General features: G+C 65.4%; 17 protein-coding genes, 4 tRNA genes and 1 pseudogene. 10 read left to right on the top strand and 12 right to left on the bottom strand.

Annotation, left to right across the window (positions count from 1 at the left end; genetic code table 11):
- Positions 1–25: 25 nt before the first annotated feature.
- The 6 genes from tig to ACI2KK_RS09005 form a co-directional block, all read right to left on the bottom strand.
- On the bottom strand, positions 26–1339 hold the full coding sequence (gene tig / locus ACI2KK_RS09030; protein ID WP_404668666.1) for a trigger factor: 1314 nt from the start codon (positions 1337–1339) through the stop codon (positions 26–28).
- Positions 1340–1742: 403 nt separating this feature from the next.
- The gene (locus ACI2KK_RS09025) at positions 1743–2042 is read right to left on the bottom strand and encodes a DUF6388 family protein (protein ID WP_404668665.1); all 300 of its coding nucleotides are present in this window, start codon (positions 2040–2042) and stop codon (positions 1743–1745) included.
- Positions 2043–2192: 150 nt separating this feature from the next.
- A tRNA-His gene (locus ACI2KK_RS09020) sits at positions 2193–2268 on the bottom strand.
- Between the two features lie 45 nt (positions 2269–2313).
- Positions 2314–2398: transfer RNA gene (locus ACI2KK_RS09015), tRNA-Leu, on the bottom strand.
- 56 nt (positions 2399–2454) lie between these two features.
- A tRNA-His gene (locus ACI2KK_RS09010) sits at positions 2455–2530 on the bottom strand.
- 35 nt (positions 2531–2565) lie between these two features.
- Positions 2566–2642: transfer RNA gene (locus ACI2KK_RS09005), tRNA-Arg, on the bottom strand.
- A 231-nt stretch (positions 2643–2873) separates the two neighbouring features.
- Here ACI2KK_RS09005 and folD point away from each other — a divergent pair.
- Entirely contained in the window at positions 2874–3728 is an 855-nt protein-coding gene (gene folD, locus ACI2KK_RS09000) for a bifunctional methylenetetrahydrofolate dehydrogenase/methenyltetrahydrofolate cyclohydrolase FolD (RefSeq protein ID WP_217842674.1), read from the top strand.
- Between the two features lie 185 nt (positions 3729–3913).
- Here folD and ACI2KK_RS08995 read toward each other — a convergent pair whose 3' ends face one another.
- The 6 genes from ACI2KK_RS08995 to ACI2KK_RS08970 all read right to left on the bottom strand — a co-directional run bounded on the left by ACI2KK_RS08995 (position 3914) and on the right by ACI2KK_RS08970 (position 9908).
- On the bottom strand, positions 3914–5653 hold the full coding sequence (locus tag ACI2KK_RS08995) for an extracellular solute-binding protein (protein WP_369990621.1): 1740 nt from the start codon (positions 5651–5653) through the stop codon (positions 3914–3916).
- A 113-nt stretch (positions 5654–5766) separates the two neighbouring features.
- The gene (locus tag ACI2KK_RS08990; RefSeq protein WP_404668664.1) at positions 5767–6039 is read right to left on the bottom strand and encodes a DUF2160 domain-containing protein; all 273 of its coding nucleotides are present in this window, start codon (positions 6037–6039) and stop codon (positions 5767–5769) included.
- 12 nt (positions 6040–6051) lie between these two features.
- A complete protein-coding gene (locus ACI2KK_RS08985; protein WP_404668663.1) occupies positions 6052–6852 on the bottom strand; it encodes a carbohydrate ABC transporter permease in 801 nt (266 codons plus the stop codon).
- Positions 6853–6856: 4 nt separating this feature from the next.
- Positions 6857–7720: a carbohydrate ABC transporter permease gene (locus ACI2KK_RS08980; RefSeq protein ID WP_404668662.1), complete on the bottom strand. Its 864-nt coding sequence runs from the start codon at positions 7718–7720 to the stop codon at positions 6857–6859.
- Entirely contained in the window at positions 7717–8814 is a 1098-nt protein-coding gene (locus tag ACI2KK_RS08975; protein WP_404668661.1) for an ABC transporter ATP-binding protein, read from the bottom strand. Before ACI2KK_RS08975 ends, ACI2KK_RS08980 begins: the two co-directional genes overlap by 4 nt.
- On the bottom strand, positions 8814–9908 hold the full coding sequence (locus ACI2KK_RS08970; protein ID WP_404668660.1) for an ABC transporter ATP-binding protein: 1095 nt from the start codon (positions 9906–9908) through the stop codon (positions 8814–8816). Before ACI2KK_RS08970 ends, ACI2KK_RS08975 begins: the two co-directional genes overlap by 1 nt.
- 234 nt (positions 9909–10142) lie before the next feature.
- On the opposite strand from ACI2KK_RS08970, the gene ACI2KK_RS08965 reads away from it, so the two are divergent.
- The 9 genes and pseudogenes from ACI2KK_RS08965 to ACI2KK_RS08925 all read left to right on the top strand — a co-directional run bounded on the left by ACI2KK_RS08965 (position 10143) and on the right by ACI2KK_RS08925 (position 23068).
- Positions 10143–11909, top strand: a complete 1767-nt coding sequence (locus ACI2KK_RS08965; protein ID WP_404668659.1) for a sigma-54-dependent Fis family transcriptional regulator — start codon at positions 10143–10145, stop codon at positions 11907–11909.
- Positions 11910–12210: 301 nt separating this feature from the next.
- On the top strand, positions 12211–13128 hold the full coding sequence (gene ctlX / locus ACI2KK_RS08960) for a citrulline utilization hydrolase CtlX (RefSeq protein WP_404668658.1): 918 nt from the start codon (positions 12211–12213) through the stop codon (positions 13126–13128).
- A gap of 18 nt (positions 13129–13146) precedes the next feature.
- Positions 13147–14154 (top strand): annotated as a pseudogene (locus ACI2KK_RS08955) (ornithine cyclodeaminase); the annotation flags it as partial.
- Between the two features lie 392 nt (positions 14155–14546).
- Positions 14547–15329: an ABC transporter substrate-binding protein gene (locus ACI2KK_RS08950; protein ID WP_404668657.1), complete on the top strand. Its 783-nt coding sequence runs from the start codon at positions 14547–14549 to the stop codon at positions 15327–15329.
- Positions 15330–15449: 120 nt separating this feature from the next.
- Positions 15450–16157, top strand: a complete 708-nt coding sequence (locus ACI2KK_RS08945) for an ABC transporter permease (protein ID WP_404668656.1) — start codon at positions 15450–15452, stop codon at positions 16155–16157.
- On the top strand, positions 16154–16867 hold the full coding sequence (locus ACI2KK_RS08940) for an ABC transporter permease (RefSeq protein WP_404668655.1): 714 nt from the start codon (positions 16154–16156) through the stop codon (positions 16865–16867). Before ACI2KK_RS08945 ends, ACI2KK_RS08940 begins: the two co-directional genes overlap by 4 nt.
- 4 nt (positions 16868–16871) lie before the next feature.
- Positions 16872–17684, top strand: coding sequence for an ABC transporter ATP-binding protein (locus ACI2KK_RS08935; protein ID WP_404668654.1), 813 nt, complete (start codon positions 16872–16874; stop codon positions 17682–17684).
- Between the two features lie 13 nt (positions 17685–17697).
- Complete coding sequence (locus tag ACI2KK_RS08930) at positions 17698–18183, top strand: Lrp/AsnC family transcriptional regulator (protein ID WP_217888474.1); 486 nt, start codon at positions 17698–17700, stop codon at positions 18181–18183.
- Positions 18184–18268: 85 nt separating this feature from the next.
- Entirely contained in the window at positions 18269–23068 is a 4800-nt protein-coding gene (locus ACI2KK_RS08925) for a dermonecrotic toxin domain-containing protein (protein WP_404668653.1), read from the top strand.
- The last annotated feature ends 51 nt before the right edge of the window (positions 23069–23119 follow it).

Genomic DNA, 23119 nt, shown 5'->3' with positions numbered 1-23119 from the left:
GGAGGTTTCTTACGAGAGAGGCCTGTTACTCAGCTTCGGCAGGTGCCTGTGCTGGCTTGACAGCCTCTTCGTACGAAACCGACTTGTCTGTCACAGTCGCTTTCTGCAGAACAGTATCTACAACTTGTTCTTCCAGTACAACCGAACGAACTTCGTTCAGTTGCTGGTCGTTCTTGTAGTACCAGGCAACGACCTGCTCAGGCTCTTGGTAGGCCGAAGCCATTTCCTCGATGACCTTGCGCACTTCGGCTTCGTCCGGCTTCAGGTCGAACTGCTTGACCACTTCGGCGACGATCAGGCCCAGCACCACGCGGCGCTTGGCTTGCTCGGAGAACAGCTCGGCCGGCAGTTGCTCAGGCTTGATGTTGCCACCGAACTGCTGTACAGCCTGCACGCGCAGACGGTTGACTTCGTTTTCCAGCAGGGCTTTCGGCACTTCGATCGGGTTGGCGGCCAGCAGACCGTCCATGACCTGGTTCTTGACCTTGGCCTTGATGGCCTGGCGCAGTTCACGCTCCATGTTCTTGCGAACTTCGGTGCGGAAGCCTTCCAGGGTCGACTCTTTGATACCGAACTGAGCGAAGAACTCTTCGTTCAGTTCTGGCAGCGCAGGGGCCGAAACGCTGTTGACGGTGATGGTGAACTCGGCGGCTTTGCCAGCCAGGTCGAGGTTCTGGTAGTCCTCGGGGAAGGTCACGTTGACAACGCGCTCTTCACCGGCTTTGGCGCCAACCAGACCGTCTTCGAAGCCCGGGATCATGCGGCCGGAGCCCAGTACCAGCTGGGTGCCCTTGGCCGAACCACCGGCGAACACTTCACCGTCTACCTTGCCGACGAAGTCGATGTTGACCTGGTCGTCGTTCTGCGCGGCGCGCTCGACAGCTTCGAAACGGGTGTTCTGCTTGCGCAGCACTTCCAGCATGTTGTCCAGGTCGGCGTCAGCCACTTCGGCGCTCAGGCGCTCGACGGCGATCGAGTCGAAACCGGCAACGGTGAACTCCGGGAAGACTTCGAAGATGGCAACGAACTCGAGGTCCTTGCCTTTTTCGAACGACTTTGGCTCAACGGCAGGGGCGCCGGCCGGGTTCAGTTTTTGCTCGACGATCGCTTCGTAGAAGGAGGCCTGGACCAGGTCACCGAAGGCTTCCTGACGGGCGTCAGCTTCGAAACGCTGGCGGATCACGCTCATTGGCACCTTGCCTGGGCGGAAGCCGGCAACCTTGGCGCGCTTGGCAGTCTGCTGCAGACGCTTGTTGACTTCGTTCTCGACGCGCTCGGCCGGAACGGCGATGGTCATGCGGCGCTCGAGAGCGGAAGTGTTTTCAACAGAAACTTGCATGGATATTCCTCGTTGCACAGACGTTAGCCGGCGATAGCCCGACTCCAGAATCAAGGGCAAGCATTCTAGTGACTCATGCAGCAGAAGTCACCCCACCCGGATTGTCGGTTATCTACGCCGGTCGATTTCCCTGGAAGGCCCGCGCCCCGTGGCGTCGAGCCTGTTCAAACGGTGACTGCGCGGCGGCGTTGATGGCGCGCAGTTGCAAAACCTTGTCAAACAAACAACAGCTGGCTGGGATATGGGATTTTTTTCAGGGTTTTCAAGGGGAATGGCGTGAAAAACTTTGGACGCCTGGCGAAAGCCTTGTAGCGCCTGTGAAATCGAGCGCCGCCCGCGCGGCGCTCGATCTCTCAGGCACTGAAAGGCTTTCGGCGAACACCCGCCAGCCCTCACACAACCCCTACTCCGGCTCAATCTCATTGAACTGGCAATACTCTTCCCACTCCAGCCCCAGCGCCTCGGCCACCTCGCGATGGGTTTCCATCCGCATGGCCTGCAATTGCTCAGGCGATTCGGCGATCAGTTGCAACGCATACTCCCAGGGCTGCACGCCCTGCTCGTCGGCGGCATCCTCGAACGCCCACTCGATTTGCTGGGCCTGCTCACGGGCATCCAGCTCGCGGATCTCTTCGAGCAATTGCGGGCTCTGCTCGGCGAACCGTTGCAGCGCCAGAGCCTGGCGCGCTTCTTTTGCGATCATTTGCGCTATTCCTCTGCCGGCAACTGCTGCCGGACGATAAACCGGCTGAAATCTATCAGCTTTCATTACACGGCCACCAGAGACCGAAAAGTGCGAACGCCAGAAACGACAAAGGCGCCCGATCTCACGATCAAGGCGCCTTCGAAAATATGGGGTGGACGATGGGAATCGAACCCACGACAACTGGAATCACAATCCAGCGCTCTACCAACTGAGCTACGCCCACCATAACGCGGTACTGCACTTACAACGCTTACAACTTACAGAAACATGGTGCGGACGAAGAGACTCGAACTCTTACAGCTTGCGCCGCTGGAACCTAAATCCAGTGTGTCTACCAATTTCACCACGTCCGCATGCAACTCAAAAACAAAGGCGCCGGATCGTTCAATCGAGGCGCCTCTGCAGAATCTGGGGTGGACGATGGGAATCGAACCCACGACAACTGGAATCACAATCCAGCGCTCTACCAACTGAGCTACGCCCACCATATTGCGGTACTGCTTACTTGCCCAGGCCTTAATGGCGCACCCGGCAGGACTCGAACCTGCGACCATCCGCTTAGAAGGCGGATGCTCTATCCAGCTGAGCTACGGGCGCTTAAGCGTACAGTTGGAACAAGCCAACTTTGCCAACCCGTGCCAGGCAGTGCCCGACAAGTGCGGCGAATCTTATAGACGGCCCTCTGACCCGTCAACACCTTTCTCTAAAAAATTTAAATTATTGAAGGGGTTAGGGAATTTGCCCGACCACGCGCCTTTGCCCTTGCGCCGTGTCGTGCGAGAATGCGCGCTTCTTCATGTTCCTCTCTCGATGGTTAATCACGCGTCTATGACTGCACACCTTATCGATGGCAAGGCGATCGCCGCCAGCCTGCGCAAGCAGATCGCCCAACGTGTCGCCGAGCGCCGCCAGCAGGGCCTGCGTACCCCAGGCCTGGCTGTGATCCTGGTCGGTACCGACCCGGCCTCTCAAGTCTATGTATCGCACAAGCGCAAGGACTGCGAAGAAGTCGGCTTCATCTCGCAAGCGTTCGACCTGCCCAGCGATACCACGCAGCAAGCCCTGACCGACCTGATCGACCGCCTCAACGACGACCCGGCCGTCGACGGCATCCTGCTGCAGCTGCCACTGCCGGCGCACCTGGACGCCTCGCTGCTGCTCGAGCGCATCCGTCCGGACAAGGACGTCGACGGTTTCCACCCGTACAACATCGGCCGCCTGGCCCAGCGCATCCCGCTGCTGCGCCCGTGCACCCCGAAGGGCATCATGACCCTGCTGGAGAGCACCGGCCAGGACCTGTACGGCATGAACGCCGTAATCGTCGGCGCCTCCAACATCGTTGGCCGCCCGATGGCCATGGAGCTGCTGCTGGCCGGCTGCACCATCACCGTCTGCCACCGCTTCACCAAGGACCTCGCCGGCCACGTCGGCCGCGCCGACCTGCTGGTGGTTGCCGCCGGCAAGCCGGGCCTGGTCAAGGGTGAGTGGGTCAAGGAAGGCGCCATCGTCATCGACGTGGGCATCAACCGCCAGGAAGACGGCAAGCTGGTGGGCGATGTGGTCTACGAGACCGCCCTGCCCCGCGCCGGCTGGATCACCCCGGTGCCGGGCGGCGTCGGCCCGATGACCCGGGCGTGCCTGCTGGAGAACACGCTGTATGCGGCTGAAGAGCTGCACAAGTAAATAGACGGCGTGAAATGAAAACGGCACCTCTGGCAGGTGCCGTTTTTTTTGCCTGTGGTTTTTGTTGTGGCTTTACCGGCCTCTTCGCGGGCAAGCCCGCTCCCACAGGGATCGCACAACCTTCAGGCCTGCGCTGTACCTGTAGGAGCCGGCTTGCCGGCGATGAGGCCCTCAACCCTGGCCGATCACTTGCGCATCGCCTCCCACGACTTGAGCAGCTCGTTGTAGCTCACCGTCTCGCCTTGAGGCTTCTCGTTGGCAAGCTTAGGTTTAGGCGCCCCCGGCTGGTCGAACCAGTACTGGGCATCACGCTCGGGGTTGAGCTTGGGCGCACAGGTAGCCTGCGCGTTGGACCGCTGCAGGCGCTCCATCATGCGGTCCTGATCACGCGCCAACCCATCCAGCGCCTCTTGCGGGGTTTTCTCGCCACTGGCCACCTCGGCGATATGGCTCCACCACAACTGCGCCAGCCGCGGGTAGTCCGGCACGTTGGTGCCGGTGGGCGTCCACTGCACCCGTGCCGGGCTTCTGTAGAACTCCACCAACCCACCGAGCTTGGGCGCAAGGTCGGTCATGGCCTGGGAGTTGATGTCCGACTCACGAATCGGCGTCAGGCCGACGATGGTCTTTTTCAGCGACACGGTCTTGGAGGTGACGAACTGCGCATACAGCCAAGCCGCCAGGCGCTGCTTCTCGGGGGTCGACTTGAAGAAGGTCCAGGAGCCGGTGTCCTGGTAGCCAAGCTTCATCCCCTCCTCCCAGTACGGCCCCTTGGGCGACGGCGCCATGCGCCACTTCGGCGTGCCATCGGCGTTGACCACCGGCAGCCCCGGCTTGGTCATGTCGGCGGTAAACGCGGTGTACCAGAAGATCTGCTGGGCGATGTTGCCCTGGGCCGGCACCGGGCCGGACTCGGAGAAGGTCATGCCCTGGGCTTCCTTCGGCGCATAGGCGCGCATCCAGTCCACGTACTTCTGGGTGGCGAACACCGCCGCCGGGCCGTTGGTGTCGCCGCCACGGGTCACGCTGGAGCCCACCGGGTGGCAGTCCTCCACGCGAATGCCCCACTCGTCCACCGGCAGGCCGTTGGGCAGGCCCTTGTCGCCGCCACCGGCCATGGAGAACCAGGCATCGGTGAAGCGCCAGCCGAGCGACGGGTCCTTCTTGCCGTAGTCCATATGGCCGTACACGCGTTTGCCGTCGATTTCCTTCACGTCCTCGCTGAAAAACTTGGCGATGTCTTCATAAGCCGACCAGTTCACCGGCACACCCAGCTCGTAGCCGTACTTCTCCTTGAACTTGGCCTTCAGGTCGGGCCGCTCGAACCAGTCGGCGCGGAACCAGTACAGGTTGGCGAACTGCTGGTCGGGCAGTTGGTACACCTTGCCGTCCGGCGCAGTGGTGAAGGAGATGCCGATGAAGTCCTTCAGGTCCAGGGTGGGCGAGGTGAAGTTCTTGCCCTCGTTGGCCATCATGTCGGTGATCGACTCCACCTTGCCGTAGCGAAAGTGCGTGCCGATCAGGTCCGAGTCGTTGACCCAGCCGTCATAGATGTTCTTGTCCGACTGCATCTGCGTTTGCAGCTTTTCCACCACATCGCCTTCCTGCAGCAGGTCGTGGGTCAGCTGGATGCCGGTGATCTCGCTGAAGGCCTTGGCCAGCACCTTGGACTCGTACTCGTGGGTGGTGAGGGTTTCCGACACCACGTTGATCTTCATACCACGGAACGGCTCGGCGGCCTTGATGAACCACTTGAGCTCGTCGAGCTGCTGCTCGGCGCTCAGGGTGGAAGGCTTGAACTCGCTGCCGATCCATTTTTTTGCCGCATCCTCGTACTGGTCGGCCCAGGCCGTGCCATGCACGCCGGCCAGCACCAGCAGCGCGGCCAGGGTCAAATGTCGCCGTTTGTCGTTGTTATCGAACATTGTGATCTCCCGATTGAAGAAGCCTTTGTGTCGTCCGTTACGGCCCTATCGCCGGCAAGCCGGCTCCTACAGGGGAACGCGTGCCCTTGCAGGCGATAGGGCCCTGCTAAGGTTCAGCCCCAGCGCAGCACCACCACCAGCCACGCCAGCGACAGCAGCGAGGCCACCCACAACGGCCCGTCGCTCAGCCCCACCAGCAACAGGTGCAGGTAGGCGCTGACCAGCAGGCCGATGAACAAACGGTCGCCACGGGTCGTGGCGATCGGCAAAAAACCACGCCGCTCAAGGCACGGGCGGCGCAGCTCGAACACCGTCATGCACGCCAGCAACAGCCCGACCCCGGCAAAGAACAACGCGGTCGGCAAGGTCCAGGCCATCCACTCCATCACCCGCCCTCCTTACACCCGGCCCAGGGCAAAGCCCTTGGCCACATGGTTGCGCACGAACCAGATCACCAGCATGCCCGGCAGGATGGTCAGCACCCCGGCGGCGGCCAGCACGCCCCAGTCGATGCCTGAAGCCGACACCGTGCGGGTCATCACCGCAGCGATCGGCTTGGCGTTCACCGAAGTCAGGGTGCGCGCCAGCAGCAGCTCCACCCACGAAAACATGAAGCAGAAGAACGCCGTGACGCCGATGCCCGAACCAATCAACGGAATGAAAATTTTCACGAAGAAACGCGGGAAGCTGTAGCCATCGATGTAGGCGGTTTCGTCGATCTCCTTCGGCACCCCGGACATGAAGCCTTCGAGAATCCACACCGCCAGCGGCACGTTGAACAGGCAGTGGGCCAGGGCCACGGCGATATGCGTGTCGAACAGCCCGATCGACGAATACAGCTGGAAGAACGGCAGCAGGAACACCGCCGGCGGCGCCATGCGGTTGGTCAGCAACCAGAAGAACAGGTGGCGGTCGCCGAGAAAGCGATAGCGCGAGAACGCATAGGCCGCCGGCAACGCCACCGCCAGCGAAATCACCGTGTTCAGGCACACGTAGTACAACGAGTTGAGGTAGCCGTTGTACCAACTGGGGTCGGTGAAGATCACCCGGTAGTTGTCCAGCGTGAACGCCTGCGGCCACAGCGTCAGCCCGCCGAGAATCTCGGTGTTGCTCTTGAACGACATGTTCAGCAGCCAGTAGATCGGCACCAGCAGAAAGAAGAAGTACAGTGCCAGGGCAATGCTCTTGCGTGTGCGCATGGCGCTACTCCTTGTCGGCGTGGGTCATGGCTGTGTAGAACAGCCACGACACCAGCAGGATGATCAGGAAGTACACCAGCGAGAACGCCGCCGCCGGGCCCAGGTCGAACTGCCCCACGGCCATGCGCGTGAGGGTCTGGCTGAGGAAGGTGGTGGCGTTGCCCGGCCCGCCGCCGGTGAGCACGAACGGCTCGGTGTAGATCATGAAGCTGTCCATGAAGCGCAGCATCACCGCAATCAGCAGCACGCTCTTGAGCTTGGGCAGCTGGATATGCCGGAACACCGCCCAGCCCGAGGCCCGGTCGATGCGCGCGGCCTGGTAGTACACGTCGGGGATGGCGCGCAGCCCCGAGTAGCACAGCAGCGCCACCAGCGAGGTCCAGTGCCACACATCCATCACCAGCACCGTCACCCAGGCGTCGAACGGGTCGCCGGCGTAGTTGTAGTTGATGCCCAGTTTGGCCAGGGTCGCGCCCATCAGGCCAATGTCGGCGCGGCCGAAAATCTGCCAGATGGTGCCCACCACGTTCCACGGGATCAGCAGCGGGATGGCCATGACGATCAGGCACACCGACGCCATGCGCCCGCGGGTGGGCATGGTCAGGGCGATGGCGATGCCCAGCGGGATCTCGATGGCCAGCACGCAGGCCGAGTAGATGAACTGGCGCAGCAGCGCGTCGTGCAGGGCCGGGTCGCGCAGCACCTGGCGGTACCAGTCGGCGCCGACGAAGTAGCGGTTGGAGGCGTCGAAAATGTCCTGCACCGAGTAGTTGACCACGGTCATCATCGGCACCACGGCGCTGAACGCCACCAGCAAAAACACCGGCAGCACCAGCCACCAGGCCTTGTTGTTGTGCACCTTGTTCATGGCCCGGCCTCCAGCAGCACGTCATCGAGGTACAGCATCAGCCACTGCGGCGGCAGGCCGACCCAGGCCGTACCGACGGGCAGCGGGCGGTCCTCGCCCAGGCGTGCTTTCAGCGTCACCCCGGCCAGTTCCAGGGTGACGATGCGGTAGGTCCCCAGGTCTTCGACATCCAGCACCCGCGCCTCATGGGCCTCCACCAGCGGCTGCTCCCACACCTGTACGAACTCCGGGCGAATACCCACCTGCAGGCGCCCGCCGGGGGTGGCCGCCAGGCGCTCGCGCAGCCCCTCCGGCAATGGCAGGTGCAGGCCGCCGAAACTCACCCCGTCGGCCTCGGCGCGCACATCGATCAGGTTCATCCCGGGGCTGCCGATGAAGTAGCCCACGAAGGTATGGCGCGGGCGCTCGAACAGCTCGCGCGGGGTGCCGAACTGGACGATGCGCCCGCCGTGCATCACCGCGATCTTGTCGGCGAAGGTCGAGGCCTCCAGCTGGTCGTGGGTGACGTAGATCATGGTGATGTTGAACTGTTCGTGGATCTGCTTGAGCTTGCGCCGCAGCTTCCACTTGAGGTGCGGGTCGATCACCGTCAGCGGCTCGTCGAACAAAATCGCCGATACATCGTCGCGCACCAGCCCCCGGCCCATGGAGACCTTCTGCTTTTCGTCGGCGCTGAGGTTGCGCGCCTTGCGCCTGAGCACCGCGGTCAGGTCCAGCACCTCGGCGATCTCTTCCACCCGCGCCCGCACCCGCGCCTCGTCCAGCCCCTGGTTGCGCAAGGGGAAGGCCAGGTTGTCGAACACGCTCATGGTGTCGTACACCACCGGGAACTGGAACACCTGGGCAATGTTGCGCTGCTGCGGCGTCAGGGCGTTGACCGCCTTGCCGTCGAACAGCACCTCACCATGGGACGGGCTGAGCAGCCCGGAAATGATGTTGAGCAAGGTCGACTTGCCGCAGCCCGAAGGCCCCAGCAAGGCGTAGGCGCCGCCCTGCTCCCACACATGTTCCAGCTCGTGCAGGGCATAGTCGGCGGCGCTGGCCGGGGCGCGGCTGTAGCTGTGGGCCAGCTGGCGCAGGCGGATCTCGGCCATCAGGCACTCCTCGCCTGGCGCGGCCCCGGGGCCTGCGCCAGCGCATCACGGCTGTCGAAGATAAACAGCTTGTGGGTGGGGATAAACACACGGATCGGCGTGTCCACCTGGTACTCGTGCACGCCGGGCAGGTGCAGGATCATCCGCCAGTGGTCGTTGCGCACATGCAGGAAGGTTTCCGAGCCGCTGATCTCGGCCAGCTCCACCAGCACCGCGAGCTCCAGGTCATCATCGGCGGACGGCACCAGCGTGAGGTGGCTGGGGCGGATGCCGAAGCGGTAGTCGCCATCGGGCAGCTCGCGCAGGGCAGCGCTGCGGGCAAAGTGCACCGCGCCCGCCAGGCTCACCTCGTTGCCCCTGAGGCTGCCGGGCACCAGGTTGATCGGCGGTTCGCTGAACAGCTCGGCCGCCAGCACGCTGCCCGGGCGCTGGTACACCTCGGCAGTGGGCCCGCTCTGGATCACCCGGCCTTCGTGCAGCAAGGTGGTGGTGCCGCCCAGGGCCAGGGCTTCGTTGGGCTCAGTGGTGGCGTACACGGCAATGCAGTTGCGCGCGGCAAACAGCGCCCGCAGTTCCTGGCGCAAGCCCTCGCGCAGCTTGTAGTCGAGGTTGACCAGCGGCTCGTCGAACAGAATCAGCGAAGCATCCTTGACCAGCGCCCGGGCCATGGCCGTGCGTTGTTGCTGCCCGCCCGAGAGCTCCAGCGGCAGGCGCGCAAGGTACGGTTCGATGCGCAGCATCTCGGCAGTTTCGCGCACCCGGCGCTGCACCTCGGCCTCGGCCATGCGTGCCTGGCGCAGCGGCGAGGCGATGTTCTCGAACACCGTCAGCGTGGGGTAGTTGATGAACTGCTGATACACCATCGACACGTTGCGCAGGCGCACCGGGCGGCCGGTGACGTCTTCGCCGTCCATCAGCACGCGGCCACGGTCCGGGCGGTCGAGCCCGGCCATCAACCGCATCAGGCTGGTCTTGCCGGCCAGGGTGCGGCCCAGCAGCACATTGAACGAGCCGGGTTCGAAGCGCAGGCTGGCATCATTGATCCAGACCTGCTCATCGACACTGCGGCTGACCTGCTCCAGCACCAGGGACATGGCGGCGCCTTTTCTGATTGTTGTCCGCCGAACGGAGCCAGAACCGTGCCAGTTCGGCGCACAGGCTCTGGCCCGGCCCTGCACAGTCAGGCCGCCATCCGCCGCTGTTCAGATGTGAACAGCTTCGCTGAACAAATGAACACCCCGGGGTTTGACATTGAACAACCCTGAACGACACTCAAACGCGGCCGGTAGAACAACAACAAGAACAACAACAAGACACAGGACAGGCCCATGGCCCCTTCCACTGCCACCCATGCCCAACTGATCCAGGCCTCGTGGGCGCGCTGCCGCGACCATGGCCTGCAACCCCAGCACGCCCCCGACTTCGACTGCCTGACCGGTGCCGAGCTGAGCACCCTGCTCGAACGCCACCAGGCCCTGCTGCGCCTGACCCGCGACGATGTGCTGCCGCACCATGCCCACCTGCTGGCCAACGCCAGCCACCTGGTGATGCTCGGCGATGCCAGTGGCTGCCTGCTGGAAGCCTGGGGCACCCGGCGCTTCGTCGACCCGCGCCAGCAGCATGGTTTTACCCCCGGCGCGCGCTGGCGCGAGCAAGGCGTGGGCACCAATGCCCTGGGCACCGCGCTGGTGTGCGGCGAGGCCATCCACGTCGGCCAGGACGAGCACTTCCTGCGCCAGAACCGCTACATGGCCAGCGCCGCCGCCCCGCTGTTCGACCATGAGCGGCGCCTGGTCGGGGTCTTGGACGTCGCCAGCGACGGCTACCTGCCCGCCACGCAAACCCTGGGCCTGGTGCGCATGCTCAGCCAGAGCCTGGAAAACCGCCTGATCCTCAGCGGCCCCGGCGCGCAGCACTGGCAGTTGCTGTTCAACAACGCCGCCGACAACCTCGACAGCCCCTGGGCCGGCCTGCTGCTGTTCGACGAAGGTGGCCAGGTGCAAGCCGCCAACCACCGCGCCGACAGCCTGCTGGGCGGCGACCCGCGCCAGCAAAACCTGGAGCGCCTGTTCCAGCAGCCGCTGCGCCAGCTCCTCGAACACCCCGAAGGCCGCCCGTTCGCCCTGCACACCCAGGCCGGCCAGCGCCTGCACTGCCAATGGCACGCCCCGCGCCAGCAACCGCCACGGGCAGCACCCGAGGCCAGCGACCCACGGCTGGCCAAGGCCCTGACCCAGGCCGGCCTGCTGCTGGAAAAGGACATCCCGCTGCTGGTGCAGGGCGAAACCGGCGTGGGCAAGGAGGTGTTCGTCAACGCCCTGCACCAGGCCAGCAGCCGCGCGCGCCAGCCGTTGATCGCGGTGAACTGCGCCGCCATTCCGGCGGAACTGGTGGAATCGGAGCTGTTCGGCTACGAAAAGGGCGCCTTCACCGGCGCCCACCATAAAGGCAACAGCGGGCTGATCCGCAAGGCCGACGGCGGCGTGCTGTTTCTCGACGAGATCGGCGACATGCCCCTGGCCACCCAGGCCCGCCTGCTGCGCGTGCTGCAAAGCCGCAGCATCCAGCCGCTGGGCAGCGGCGAGCCGGTGGCGGTGGATATTCGCGTGGTCTCGGCCAGCAACCGCGACCTGGCCGCCGATGTGCGCGCCGGGCGCTTTCGCCAGGACCTTTACTACCGCATAGCCGGCCTTGCGCTGGTGCTGCCGCCGTTGCGCGAGCGCAGCGACCGGCGTGGGCTGATCCAGCAGGTGCATAGGCGCTACCGTGAGCCGGGGCAGCCCGAGCGCTTGCCGGCAACGATTCTGGCCCTGCTCGAAAGCCATCCGTGGCCTGGCAACATCCGCGAGCTGGTCAGCGTGATGCAGGTGGCGCTGGCCTTGGCGGGCAACGGCCCGATCGAGTTCGAACACCTGCCCGCGCACTTCCTCACTGAAACCCAGGCGCCAGCTGACGCTGCGCAAAACCCGACCGACCTCGACGCACTGCTACGCCAGGCCAATGGCAACCTGTCGTCGGTAGCGCGGGTGCTGGGCATCAGCCGCACCACCTTGTACAAGCGCCTGCGCGAACAGGGGATAGTCTCCGCAGATTGATGCCACACCACGAATCCTGTAGGAGCGGCCTTGTGTCGCGAATGGGCTGCAAAGCAGCCCCGGTAATTTTGCATGATTCGAAGGTCTTGGGGCTGCTGCGCAGCCCGTTCGCGACACAAGGCCGCTCCTACAGGGGTCACATCCGGCAGGAGTTTCCTGACACCAGAACCGCCACAGCCGATTCCGCTGCCAAACCCACCTTTTCAGCCGCCTCCGCTGCCCACCCCACCTGCTTCAGCCGGGATTCCCCCGCCATCCGCCGGACAATGGCCACACAGCCCACCCGTGGATGCGTGCCCCAATGCAAACAACAAATACCGTCCTCATGATTCGCCCGGCGCGGTTCGCCTTCAACCCCGACACCGCCGCCAACAACCGCTTCCAGCAGGCCCCGCTGGACCCGCAAGCCGCCAGCGCAAAAGCCCTGGAAGAATTCGACGGCTACGTCGAAAGCCTGCGCCAGCACGGCGTCGAGGTGCTGGTGGTGCAGGACACCCCCGAACCCCACACCCCCGACTCGATCTTCCCCAACAACTGGTGGAGCAGCCACGCCGACGGCAGCCTGGTGCTCTACCCCATGGAAGGCGAGAACCGCCGCCTGGAGCGCAACAAGGGCGTGCTGCAGGTACTCGAGGAGCGCTTCGCCATCCAGCGCACCGTCGACCTCAGCCCGCTGGAGCAGCACAACCTGTTCCTCGAGGGCACCGGCAGCATGGTGCTGGACCGCGAACACCGCATCAGCTACGCCTGCCACTCCGGGCGCACCCACCAACAGGCCCTGCGCCAGTTCGCCGAACAACTCGACTACCAGCTGTGCCTGTTCCATGCCGTCGACCGCCAGCAGGCGCCCATCTACCACAGCAACGTGATGATGAACGTCGGCCGCCAACTGGCCGTGGCCTGCCTCGACGCCCTGCCCCATGCCGATGAACGCCAGGCCCTCGAACGCTCCCTGCGCGACACCGGCAAAGAGTTGCTGGCCCTGGGCTTCGACCAGCTGGAGCGCTTTGCCGGCAACATGCTCGAGGTGCACGACCGCGACGGCCAGCCGCTGCTGGTGATGTCGCGCAGCGCCTGGGGCTCGCTGGACGCCGGCCAACGCCGCCAGGTGGAGCGCCACAGCCGCCCGCTGGTGGTGAACATCGACCATATCGAACGCATCGGCGGCGGCAGCGCCCGCTGCATGCTCGCCGAAGTGCACCTGCCTTCGCGCCACTGACAGCCAAGGAGAACCACCATGACCCGCTATATCGACGTGCCCGCTCTCGCCCGCCTGGTCAACCGCAAAGGCCTGCCCACCTGCCTTGGCGAAATGGCCGAGTACATCCGCCAGGACTACCTGCGCTGGCATGCCTTCGAAAAATGCCCGCGCCTGGCCAACCACTCGCCGGACGGGGTGATCGAGCTGATGCCGGTGTCCGACGCCAGCCTGTACGCCTTCAAGTACGTCAACGGCCACCCGAAGAACACCCACGACGGCCTGCTCACGGTAATGGCCTTCGGCGCCCTGGGCGATGTCGACACCGGCGCGCCGGTGCTGCTCAGCGAAATGACCCTGACCACCGCCATCCGCACCGCCGCCACCTCGGCCCTGGCCGCCCGCTACCTGGCCCGTGCAGGCAGCCGCAGCATGGCGCTGATCGGCAACGGCTCGCAAAGCGAATTCCAGGCCATCGCCTTCCATACCCTGCTGGGCATCGACGAGGTCCGCCTGTTCGACATCGACCGCGCCGCGTCGGAAAAGCTCGCCGCCAACCTGGCCGGCTACCCACAGCTGAAACTGACCATCGCCGCCAGCGTGGCCGAGGCGGTGCGTGGCGCCGATATCGTCACCACGGTGACCGCCGACAAGGCCTACGCCACCATCCTCAGCCCCGAGATGATCGAGCCGGGCATGCACCTGAACGCCGTGGGCGGCGACTGCCCGGGCAAGACCGAGCTGCACCGCGACATCGTCGAACGCGCCCGGGTGATCGTCGAGTACGAGCCGCAAAGCCGCATCGAAGGCGAAATCCAGCAACTGCCGGCCGGCTCGCCCACCACCGAGTTCTGGCAGGTGGTCGAGGGCAGCGCTGCCGGGCGCGAAAACGCCGAGCAGGTGACCCTGTTCGATTCGGTGGGCTTTGCCATCGAGGACTACTCGGCGCTGCGCTATGTGCTGGATGTGGCCAAGGCGCTGGATATCGGCGAGGACATCGCCCTGGTGCCGGAGTTGGCCAATCCGAAGGACCTGTTCGCGCTGCTGCGCCCGGTGGCGGTGCCCGCAGGTTCAGCGCCAGGTGCGGGCGCCCCGCGATCCTGTGGGAGCGGGTTTACCCGCGAAGCAGACGACGCGGTGTATGGCACCGGCCTTGCCGGTGTTCGCGGCTAAAGCCGCTCCCACAGGTTCAACGCCGAGCTCACGCATCCACCGAATCGGCTGTCGCACTTCCATAAATCCATGTCGCGACAGCCGATTCGGCTGCAAGCGTTCACGCAACAGCCGAATCCGGCCTTCGCCGCGCTGGCAAACGACACAAAAAACCGCTCTGCCTCGCGCATCCTGAGCCCTGACCAAGCAGTCATCACAACAACAGCGACACCCCTGCACCCTTGCACTGCCCCAAATCCAATAACAACACCAAGGGACCTACTCCTATGCTTTCCATGCGCAAACGCTTCGGCGTGCTGTTGCTTTCCCTCTGCGCCACCACCCTGGCCCAGGCCAAGGAGTGGAGCGAAATCCGCTTCGGCGTGTACCCCGAATACCCCCCCTTCGAATCCGTCGCCGCCGATGGCAGCCTGCAAGGCTTCGACATCGAACTGGGCAACGCCATCTGCGAAAAACTGCAGGTCAAATGCACCTGGGTGCACAACGAGTTCGACGGCATGATCCCGGCCCTGCGCGCCCGCAAGTTCGACGCCATCATGTCGTCCATGGCCGTCACCCCGGCGCGGCAAAAACAGATCGACTTCACCAGTCGCCTGTTCCTCAGCCCCACGTCGGTGATCGTGCGCAAGTCGGCCACCTTCGGCGACAGCGTCGAATCGCTCAAGGGCAAGCAGGTGGGTGTGCTGCAAGGTTCGCTGCAGGAGGCGTACGCCCGCGCCGTGCTTGCCCCGCTGGGCGCGCAGGTCAAGGCCTACCAGGCACAGGACCAGAACTACGCCGACCTGATGAACGGCCGCCTGGACGCCACCGTCACCGACAAGCTCGAAGCCCAGCTCAACTTCCTGTCCAAGCCCGAGGGCGCCGATTTTCGCAGCGGCCCGGCCATCAAGGACCCGACCTTGCCGCTGGACATCGCCATGGGCCTGCGCAAGACCGACCCCGAGCTCAAGGCCCTGCTCGACAAGGGCATCGCCATGATCCACGCCGACGGCACCTATGCCGCAATCCAGAAGAAGTACGTCGGCGACGTGGATATCTACAACGAATGAGTCCCCACCGGCCTCTTCGCGGGCAAGCCCGCTCCCACAGGACCCTGAGCGGCTTCACTGCCAGCAGTGACCTGTAGGAGCGGGCTTGCCCGCGATGAATCCACCGCGAGATCCCCTGCTATGCCTGACTTCCTCACAAGCGGCCTGCAAGGCTTCGGCCCCCTGCTGGCCCAAGGCACCTGGATGACCCTCAAGCTGGCCCTGCTGTCCCTGGCCCTGAGCCTGCTGCTGGGCCTGCTGGGCGCCAGTGCCAAGCTGTCCCGCGCAAAACTCCTGCGCATCCCTGCCACCCTGTACACCACGCTGATCCGCAGCGTGCCCGACCTGGTGCTGATTCTGCTGATCTTCTACAGCATGCAGATCTGGCTCAACGACCTCACCGAGGCGCTGGGCTGGGACTACGTGGAAATCGACCCGTTCGGCGCCGGGGTGATCACCCTGGGCTTCATCTATGGCGCGTATTTCACCGAAACCTTTCGCGGCGCCATCCTCAGTGTGCCGGCCGGCCAGCTGGAAGCCGCCACCGCCTATGGCCTGAGCCGCGCCCAGCGCTTCTGCCTGGTGCTGTTCCCGCAACTGATGCGCTTTGCCCTGCCGGGGCTGGGCAACAACTGGCTGGTGCTGCTCAAGTCCACCGCGCTGGTGTCGATCATCGGCCTGGCCGACCTGGTCAAGGCCGCGCAGAACGCCGGCAAGACCACCAATAGCGTGTTGTTCTTCCTGTGCCTGGCGGGGCTGGTGTACCTGCTGATCACGGTGCTCTCCAACTACCTGCTGAAGGTGCTGGAGCGGCGCTACAACACCGGTATCAAGGAGCTGGCGCGATGATCGAACTTCTCCAGCAATACGGCCTGGCCTACCTGTACACCGATGGCAGCGGGCTTTCGGGCCTGGCCATGACCCTGTGGCTGTTCGTCGCCAGCATGGTGCTGGGTTTTGCCCTGTCGCTGCCCCTGGCGCTGGCGCGGGTATCGCGACGCGCCTGGCTGCACCTGCCGGTGCAGCTGTACACCTTTGTGTTCCGCGGCACGCCGCTCTACATCCAGCTGCTGATTTGCTACACCGGGCTGTACAGCCTGCAGGTGGTGCGCGAGCACGCGCTGCTCGACCAGTTTTTCCGTAATGCGCTGAACTGCACCCTGCTGGCCTTCGTGCTCAACACCTGCGCCTACACCGTGGAGATTTTCGCCGGGGCCATCCGCAACCTGCCCGCCGGCGAATTGGAAGCAGCCCAGGCCTACGGCCTGCGCGGCTGGAAACTCAACCTGTTCCTGGTGCTGCCGGCGGCCCTGCGCCGCTCGCTGCCGGCCTACAGCAACGAGCTGATCCTGATGCTGCACGCCACCTCGCTGGCCTTCACCGCCACCGTCGCCGACATCCTCAAGGTGGCCCGCGACGCCAACGCCGCGACCTTCCTCACCTTCCAGGCCTTCGGCGTGGCCGCCCTGCTGTACATGCTGCTGTCCTTCGCCCTGGTCGGCCTGCTGCGCCTGGCCGAACGTCGCTGGATGCGCTTCCTTGACCCTGCCCGAGGCTGAACCCATGACTGCCACCGCACTGCCACTTTCCACTTTCGAACAGGCCCCGGGCGCCCAGGCACACACCGGCGCCCTCAAGCTCAGCGTCGACGGCCTGCACAAGCACTACGGCGAGCACCAGGTGCTCAAGGGCGTGTCGCTGCAGGCCCGCAAGGGCGACGTGATCAGCCTGATCGGCGCCAGCGGCTCGGGCAAGAGCACCTTTTTGCGCTGCATCAACTTCCTTGAAAAACCCGACGCCGGCAGCATCACCCTCGACGGCCAGACCCTGCAGATCAGCAAGGGCACCCCACCGCCGGCGCAGTTGCAGAACCTGCGCACGCGCCTGGCCATGGTGTTCCAGCACTTCAACCTGTGGAGCCACCTGACGGTGCTGGAGAACATCTGCCTGGCACCACGCAAGGTGCTGGGCATCAGTGCCGGCGAGGCCGAGGCGCGGGCGCGCAAGTATCTGGACAAAGTCGGCCTGCCGGCCCGCGCCGCCAGCCAGTACCCGGCGTTTTTGTCCGGCGGCCAGCAGCAGCGGGTGGCCATTGCCCGGGCGCTGGCCATGGAGCCGGAAATCATCCTGTTCGACGAACCCACCTCGGCGCTGGACCCGGAGCTGGTGGGCGAGGTGCTCAAGGTGATACAGACGCTCGCCGAGGAAGGACGTACCATGCTCATGGTCACCCATGAAATGGGCTTTGCCCGCCAGGTGTCGAGCCAGGTGCTGTTTTTGCACCAGGGCCTGGTCGAGGAGCACGGCAGCGCCGACATTCTCGACCGCCCGCAAAGCGAGCGCCTGCGCCAGTTCCTGTCCAACCGTCTGAAGTGAAGCCACGCCGAATATGGATACCAAGGCCACCGCCAGCGCCCCGCTGGACCGCATCGACGAAGCCATCATCGATGTGCTGCGTCACCAGGGGCGAATCACCTTCGAGAAACTCTCCACCCTTGTGCACCTCACCCCCAGGCCGTGCCTGGAGCGGGTGCGCAAGCTGGAACGGCGCGGGGTGATCCGCGGCTACGGGGCGATCATCGATGTGCAGCAGGTCAGCCCCGGGCTGTCGCTGCTGGTGCTGGTGGCCTTGTCCAACCAGAGCGGGCGCTCGGCGCAAAAAGCCTTCGAAGCCACCGTGCGGGCCTGCCCGCAGGTGTACGAATGCCAGCTGATCAGCGGCCACTTCGACTACAGCCTGCGCATGCGCTGCCGCGACATGGAGCACTACCGGGTGCTGACCGAAACCTGGATGAACAACGACGAGCTGCACATCGACAAGCTGGTGGCGCACCCGGAGCTGGCGGCGGTGAAAAGCACCGCGCCGCAAATCTGAAGCAAAACCGGGCGCGGTAGTTATGTACCCCGCCCCCCACCTTCACCCTCCCTAGCCTCGCTGCTTCCCCCACCGGAGAGCAGCCATGCCCCTTTCACCGCACCTTAGCCATATTCACCGCCACCACCCCCACTGGCACAAGCACGCCAGCCCCCACCAGCGCCAGCAGCTCAAGCAACGCATACTCGCCAGCTACCGCGCCAGCCGCGCCGTGGCCCAGGCCCTCGCCCCGGTGCAACCGATCGACCGCTACTGTCGGCCGCTGCTGCAAGCTGCCCTGCCGCGCTGGTTCCCAGGCACCACTGCGCCCAAACTCGACACCGCGGTACTGTGGAACTACAGCGAAAGCCGCGACATGCCCTGGCTGGAGGCGGCGCTGCAGAATTTCGACGAAGGTACCCGGGTGAAGCTGTACGCCTCGGCCGACGACGCCCAACCGCTGGCCCTGGAGAGCGCTGTTTTCGTCAGCGGCGTGCGCAACCTCGACCTGGGCCAGCGCTACCGCTACCACCTGGCCGACCACATCGACACCGATGCCTTCCGCGCCCTGCTGCGCGAGCAGGACCGTGCGGCCTTCGCCGCCGAGCTGAGCCTGGCACACCTGCAAGGCCAGCTCGATGCGCAGGGTGCGGCCCTGGGCGAAGCTGCGTTGGCCGGTGTGCGCCAGCCGATCATCGGTGGGCAGCCACGCACGCTGGAATGCAGCTACCTCAGCCTGTTCGGCATACCCCTGGACGGCCCGCTGCTGCTGCGCCTGCAACCCGGCAACAGCAGCGAACCCTGCATCCTCTACCTGCCCGGCCACCCCACCCGCCCCCTGCGCCAGTACAGCTCGGTCCAGGCACTGGGCCAGGCCCTGACCGAAGCCCTGTGGCAAGAGAGCGAGCGGCGCACCTTCAGCCGCTACGTCAACCAGGCACAACAGCCCGAATTCGCCACAAAACTGCACGGCCTGCTCTTCCCCAGTTACCCCTATGCCACGCTGCTGGCCGACACGCCGGTACGGGAGAAAGGCGCGCCCAGCGACTGGCTCAACCAGCTGTTCCCCGCACCGACCGACCTGTGGCAGCAAACCCTGGACAAGAACGCCCGCCTGCCGCTGAGCTTGCGCGCCTGGCCAGGCGACTGCTTCGCGGACCGCGCGCGCGTGCAGGTGGAGCGCAAGCTGATCGACGCTGCCTGCGTGGCGGTGCCGGTGGCGCAGCGCGACGCCGCCGCCTTGCTGGCCAACGTGCAGGCCTGGCTTGGGGTAGGCCTGAGCGTGTTGAACCTTGCCGGGTTGTTCGTGCCAGGCCTGGGCGAGCTGATGATGGTGATTGGCGGCGCGCAGCTGGTGGACGAGTTTCTCGAAGGGGTGCACGCAGCCAACCAAGGCGATGCCGAAGCGGCCATCGAGCAATTGCTGGATGTGCTGGAAAACCTGGCGCAAGTCGCCGCATTGGGCGCTGCCGCCTCGATTGGCGAAGCCCAGGGGGCGCTGCACGAATGGCACCGGGTGGCGCGTGACGGTCGCCAGCGCTTGTGGCAGGGCGACCTGAGCCCCTTCGCCCGCCCCGAGCCCTGGCCTGAAGGCACGCCGGCTGCCGCCGATGGCCTGCATGACTGGCAGCACGAGCGCTGGCTGCATCACGAAGGCCAGGCACTGCCCCTGCAAGCGCTGGAAAAGGGCCGCTGGCGGCTGGCCAAGGCGCGCGGCCAGGAGTATCAGCCGCCGTTGCTGCAGAACGGCCAGGGCGCCTGGCTGCTACCCCATGAAAGCCCTTTGAGCTGGGATGACGCACAACTGTTGCGCCGCGTCGGCCCGGTCGCCCAGGGGTTGGCTGACGAAGCACTGACGCAAGCCCTGCGTTGCAGCGGCTACGACGCCGCCAGCGTGCGCAAGGCGCTGGTCGACCACGAGCCGCTGCCGGCGCTGCTGGTCGACAGCTTCCAGGCCCTGGGGGCGAGAACTCCCGAGGTGGCTGCCCTGCCCGGCAGCGAGCTGCTGACCCGGGACTTCCCCGCGTTGAGCCCGCGCGCGCGCAACGAGATCATTGCCCGCGCCCGCCCGGCAGACCTCGCCAGAATGCGCAGCGCCGGCAAGGTGCCGCTGCACATGGCCGAGACCGCCCGCCTGTACCTGCGTGAAGCCCGTATCAACCGGGCCTTGGGCAGCTTCCAGCAAACCGGCGCCGACCGCGACGCCCTGGCCATCGGCGCCCTTGCCGAACTGCCCGGCTGGCGCGGCGAGGTACGCCTGGAGCTGCGTGAAAACGGCCAGTTGCGCCACGCGGCAGGTAGCGAGGGCAAGCCACTGAAGACCGTGGTGCGCGACAACGGTCGCTATCAACCGCGTGATGAGCGCGACCAGGTGCTGGCCAGCGCCGGCGACCTGTTCCAGGCCATCCTGCATGCCCTGCCTGACCGCGAACGGGTGGCGCTGGGGTTGCAGATCCATGACTCGAACGGCCTGCGCGAAGCCCTGTTCGCGGTGCTTGCAGGCGACCGCCAGCGTGCCGCCGGCTACCTGGGCATGGCCCCGGTGCGGCCAATGTACCGCCTGCCGACCCGGCTGCCCGGCAGCTATCGCATCGGCTACCGCCTCAGTGGCCGTGGCAGTGGCTGGCTGACCGACGATCAACTGTTCGACCAGTTGTTCCCCGCCAGCGAACAGGGCGACCGCGAGCTGCTGCGCGGCATCCTGCGCAACGAAGCCGGGCCCAACCCCGGCGCCTTCACCCGCCTGCTCGAACGGCTGCGCCGGGAATACCGGCAACTGGACGAGACCCTGCAACGCTGGGTGCACGACCCGGACAACGTCCACGAAGGCACCTTCGAGCAACGGCGGGTGCGCCGTGCCCTCATGGCCGAGCGCATCCGCCAGGCCTGGCGGCGGCAAAACGCCCCGGACACCATCGCCGACATCGACAATGTGATCCTGCGCATCCACGGCCAGTACCTCGACGAACTGCCCACCCTGCCGGTGCAGTTGCCCTACGTGCGGCACCTGGCGGTGCATGGCCTGGAGGAAGTGCCCGCAGGCGACCTGAACCTGTTCCTGCGCGCCTTCCCTCAGGTTCGCCACCTGGACCTGCGCGACAACGCGCTGCCAGACCTGCCTCCAATACTGGGCGAATTGCAGCACGTCGAAACCCTCGACTTGGCCGGCAACTCGCTGGACCTGGAAGACCACAACCAGCTGGATATCCTCGGCCGCCTGGGGCGCCTGCGCTACCTGTGCCTGGACCAGTCTCTGGAAGCCTTGTCACCCGGCACGCTCCTGCAACTCGCGCGGCTGCCGCAACTGGAGGTGTTCCAGGCCGCACTGAACGACCTGGAGCTGGGTGCCGAACACTTCCAGGCCCTGCAACGCTGGCCGGCGCTGCGCGAGCTGTATCTGGGCCAGAACCAGGTCGAGCTGGACCAGGCCGCCCGCACCGCCCTGGCCGGGCTCAATCGCCTGCGCCGCCTGTCGCTGTACGAAAACCCGCTCGACCTGCCCCCGGACCTGACCGGCTGGACGCAACTGGAGTGGCTGGACCTTGAGTACACCGGCATCGGTGAATGGCCCCCGGGGCTGCAGGGCCTGATGGAGCAGCGCCCGTTGGTGCTGCGCCGGGTGGAGATGAACCGCAATGCCCTCGTCGATGCCCCGGACCTGCGCGATAGCGCGTTCGCCGAAGCCGTGCGCGAAGGCAACGAGGACATGATCTACGCCTTCGACGACAACCCGTTCACCCCCGAGGCGCGGCAACGCCTGAACGATGCCGGGCTGAACACACCAGCCCAGGCCGACGCCCCACCGCAATGGTCGGCCGGCTGGCCAGAGGCCCTGCTGGACCATATCGCCACCACCTACCCCGACCCGCAATGGCGGCCGCTGTACGAATTGATGGAGCGTTTGCCCGACACCCGCGATTACGAACGCCACCCGCAGGCGTTTCGCCTGCGCATGCAACGGGTGCTGGAAGCACTGGCCGCTGACGGCCAGCCAGAGGGCGAAGGCGGTTGGGGCCGGGCCCAGGTGCTGGAGCAGATCATCGACCTGCTCAATGACGCCGCCACCGCCTGTGTCGACCAGGCCAGCCTGCTGTTCCAGCAGGTCGAGACCGAAGTGACGCTGTGGCAGACCGTCAGCCATGCCGGCCCCGGCCTTGCCGACGAACAGGTTGCCGTACGCAGCGCCACCAGCCTGCTGCGCCAGCAAGAGCTGGATGCCCAGGTGGGCAGTATCTTCAACGCCCGGGTAGCCCGGCGGCGGGTGCTCGTCGGCGCGCTTGACCAGGCCGAGCGCGATGCTGCACCGCCCTTGCATGCCGGCGACGATATCAGCGACGCCGACCTGACCGAACCCACCTACCTGCTCGACGAAGTCGAGATGGCCCTGCATGCCCGTATGCACCTGCGCGAAACCCTGCGCTTGCCGCCACAGCCGCAGGAGATCGCTTTCGATTACCTGGCGAACCTGAGCGAAGCCACCCTCGCCCGCTTGGCTATCGACGTGACGGTCGCGATCAACGACCAGCGCTTGGTCGACTGGGTGCTGGACCAGCGGTTCTGGAGTGCCTGGGTCCGGCGCTTGCGGCCGCAAGCGTTTGAGGCGCTGGGCGAACAATGGGGCGGGGCATCCGGGTACTTCGACAGCCTGAGCGAAGCCGCGACACCTGGCGCCTATGCCGGGGCCGCTGTGCCGCTGGGGTATGTCGAAGCGCTGGAGCGTGAGTTCGGCGAGGTGCCTTGGCGTATTGGTGGGGTGTTGCAGCGTATCGAGCTGGTTTCCGGGTTGTACCCGAACCAGGGGGTGATTTACCAGCGTGCAGCAGAGCTGTTGCTTGAGAGCCGCAAGGCCGCTGAAGCGGCGCTGCTGCGCGCGATTACCGAGGAGATGGTGCGGGCGCCGCAGTAGCGTTTTAAAGGAGTTTGCGTCAGGGCTGCCAGGTGTTCGCCGAAAGGCATC

It is taken from the genome of Pseudomonas sp. NPDC089406 (assembly GCF_044900265.1).
Taxonomy (GTDB): domain Bacteria; phylum Pseudomonadota; class Gammaproteobacteria; order Pseudomonadales; family Pseudomonadaceae; genus Aquipseudomonas; species Aquipseudomonas fakonensis.
This window is presented reverse-complemented; position numbering and strand designations above follow the sequence as displayed.

Coding starts and splice junctions, on each gene's coding strand:
- tig (WP_404668666.1), bottom strand. CDS start 1,339: ATGCAAGTTTCTGTTGAAAACACTTCCGCTCTCGAGCGCCGCATGACC.
- ACI2KK_RS09025 (WP_404668665.1), bottom strand. CDS start 2,042: ATGATCGCAAAAGAAGCGCGCCAGGCTCTGGCGCTGCAACGGTTCGCC.
- folD (WP_217842674.1), top strand. CDS start 2,874: ATGACTGCACACCTTATCGATGGCAAGGCGATCGCCGCCAGCCTGCGC.
- ACI2KK_RS08995 (WP_369990621.1), bottom strand. CDS start 5,653: ATGTTCGATAACAACGACAAACGGCGACATTTGACCCTGGCCGCGCTG.
- ACI2KK_RS08990 (WP_404668664.1), bottom strand. CDS start 6,039: ATGGAGTGGATGGCCTGGACCTTGCCGACCGCGTTGTTCTTTGCCGGG.
- ACI2KK_RS08985 (WP_404668663.1), bottom strand. CDS start 6,852: ATGCGCACACGCAAGAGCATTGCCCTGGCACTGTACTTCTTCTTTCTG.
- ACI2KK_RS08980 (WP_404668662.1), bottom strand. CDS start 7,720: ATGAACAAGGTGCACAACAACAAGGCCTGGTGGCTGGTGCTGCCGGTG.
- ACI2KK_RS08975 (WP_404668661.1), bottom strand. CDS start 8,814: ATGGCCGAGATCCGCCTGCGCCAGCTGGCCCACAGCTACAGCCGCGCC.
- ACI2KK_RS08970 (WP_404668660.1), bottom strand. CDS start 9,908: ATGTCCCTGGTGCTGGAGCAGGTCAGCCGCAGTGTCGATGAGCAGGTC.
- ACI2KK_RS08965 (WP_404668659.1), top strand. CDS start 10,143: ATGGCCCCTTCCACTGCCACCCATGCCCAACTGATCCAGGCCTCGTGG.
- ctlX (WP_404668658.1), top strand. CDS start 12,211: ATGCAAACAACAAATACCGTCCTCATGATTCGCCCGGCGCGGTTCGCC.
- ACI2KK_RS08950 (WP_404668657.1), top strand. CDS start 14,547: ATGCTTTCCATGCGCAAACGCTTCGGCGTGCTGTTGCTTTCCCTCTGC.
- ACI2KK_RS08945 (WP_404668656.1), top strand. CDS start 15,450: ATGCCTGACTTCCTCACAAGCGGCCTGCAAGGCTTCGGCCCCCTGCTG.
- ACI2KK_RS08940 (WP_404668655.1), top strand. CDS start 16,154: ATGATCGAACTTCTCCAGCAATACGGCCTGGCCTACCTGTACACCGAT.
- ACI2KK_RS08935 (WP_404668654.1), top strand. CDS start 16,872: ATGACTGCCACCGCACTGCCACTTTCCACTTTCGAACAGGCCCCGGGC.
- ACI2KK_RS08930 (WP_217888474.1), top strand. CDS start 17,698: ATGGATACCAAGGCCACCGCCAGCGCCCCGCTGGACCGCATCGACGAA.
- ACI2KK_RS08925 (WP_404668653.1), top strand. CDS start 18,269: ATGCCCCTTTCACCGCACCTTAGCCATATTCACCGCCACCACCCCCAC.